The following is a 1679-nucleotide window of genomic DNA, read 5'->3' as shown; positions in this document are numbered from 1 at the left end:
ACGCGCAGGCCACCCGCCGGTCCTCGCTGCCCTGACCATTCCTGGGGCTGGGGGGATCGGGCTAGCCGCTGGGCAGCGGCCGCCGCGACGTCCTGACCGACTTCCTTCCGGACAACAGCGACAACACCCCACTCACGGGCAGTCCAGCCCGCGGTTGAGCGGGCAAACAAGCCGCCGGGCAGGGAGTCGCGGACCAGGGTTTTAATCTCGTCCTGTTCACGGACCGATAGATCCTCCCATTCCAGGCTGAGGATATCTACAGCTTTGTTTCTGAGCCTGTCAGCAGCCTGCATGACGAGAAAGGCCGCCTCGGCATTGTCACCCTCGAAGCTCTCGAACTTCGCAATACTCAGCGCCTTGTGGTAGTCGGCAAACAATTCGTGGTTACGGCGGGAGGTTACTGTTACTAGTCTCTTGATGACGGCGGCCGCGAACGCCTCACCGGAGCGGCTGGCCTCCGCGACAGTACCCCAGTCCTTTTCAGTCCAGTGCTCAATGTGACGCGGTTTGATCCACCTGCTCACCAAGGTGCGAGTAACTGCTTTTTGACTGGCCGGCAGGGCCATCCAATCCAGGCTGTAGACATCTGAACCCCAGAGCCCCTTAGGGGCAGAGAGAAATTTTTTGGCCGCCACGGCCGGACTTTCGTTGGCGTGTGCGGCAGCCACGTATCCGCGGAAGGAGGTGAACTCATCGCGGTTACGGGCGATGAGTACTTTCTTGATGGTGGCGGCCGCAACCGCCTCACCGGCGCGGTGTGCCGCGGCAACCGCATCCCACTCCGGCTCCTCCCACTTCCCCATATTCCGCGACCCGGCCAGCCGGGCGGCGAAGGCTTCAATTTCTTGTTCGTGCAGCCAGTGTTTCCATGGAAGGTGGTACACATCCTGGTCGTTGACGCCCATCGCCCTCAGCGCAGCATCGGCCCGGTCGAGACGGGTGACCGCGTCATCACCAGAGCTCGCCTCGTAGAGGGATGCGCGGAGGCTGACGAGGGGATCCTGGCCGGTGACCATCTTCTTGATGACAGCTTGTGCGACCTGTTCACCGAGTCCACGTGCCTGGCCGAGACGGCGGGCCTGGTCCACCACACCCCAATCCCGGTCAGACCAGTTCTCCCTGCCTGCCGAGCCGGACTTCCTGCTCACCAGGCTCTCGGTAACCGCCCGATCACCAGGTGACAGCGCCCGCCATCCCAAGCCGAAGACATCGATACCCCGGTGTCCCATCAGGTCGTCGTCGGCCCGCAAAAGCCTGCCGGCCACCAGTAGCGGGTTGTCACCGGCACGCGCCGCGTCCAGCACCGTGCGGTAGCGGCGGAACGAATGAGGATTACGGGCTTCCACTACCCCCAAGACGGCGGTAGCCACAGCCGCTTCACCGCCACGGCGGGCCCCCGCGACAGTGTCCCAGTCACGGGAGGTCCAGCCCGCAGTACTCCTCTCACCGGACAGCCACCTGCCGACCAGGTCCTCAACAGCCGCCCGTTCACCGGGCGGCAAAGCCACGCCAGCCGGAATCACGACAGGATTCGCGGTAACCACAGCCGGGAACCGGCTGCCCGGATCCAGCAACGCCGCCTTATACGGGTCAACCGAGTCGAGGCTCTGACCAGCCAGCCAGGCACGGACCTTGTCATGACCGACACCAGACCCCGGTACACCCCCCTTACCCCGCTC

Annotated in this window: 1 protein-coding gene; it reads right to left on the bottom strand. The window is 64.2% G+C overall.

Annotated features, from left to right (window positions below; all coding sequences use genetic code 11):
• Positions 1 to 1370, bottom strand: a 1370-nt coding sequence (locus PV350_RS46500) for a hypothetical protein (RefSeq protein WP_500339296.1), incomplete at its 3' end; no start/stop codon positions are given.
• Between the last annotated feature and the right edge of the window lie 309 nt (positions 1371 to 1679).

The sequence above is a fragment of the Streptomyces sp. PA03-6a genome, from assembly GCF_033792765.1.
Lineage (GTDB): Bacteria > Actinomycetota > Actinomycetes > Streptomycetales > Streptomycetaceae > Actinacidiphila.
This window is presented reverse-complemented; position numbering and strand designations above follow the sequence as displayed.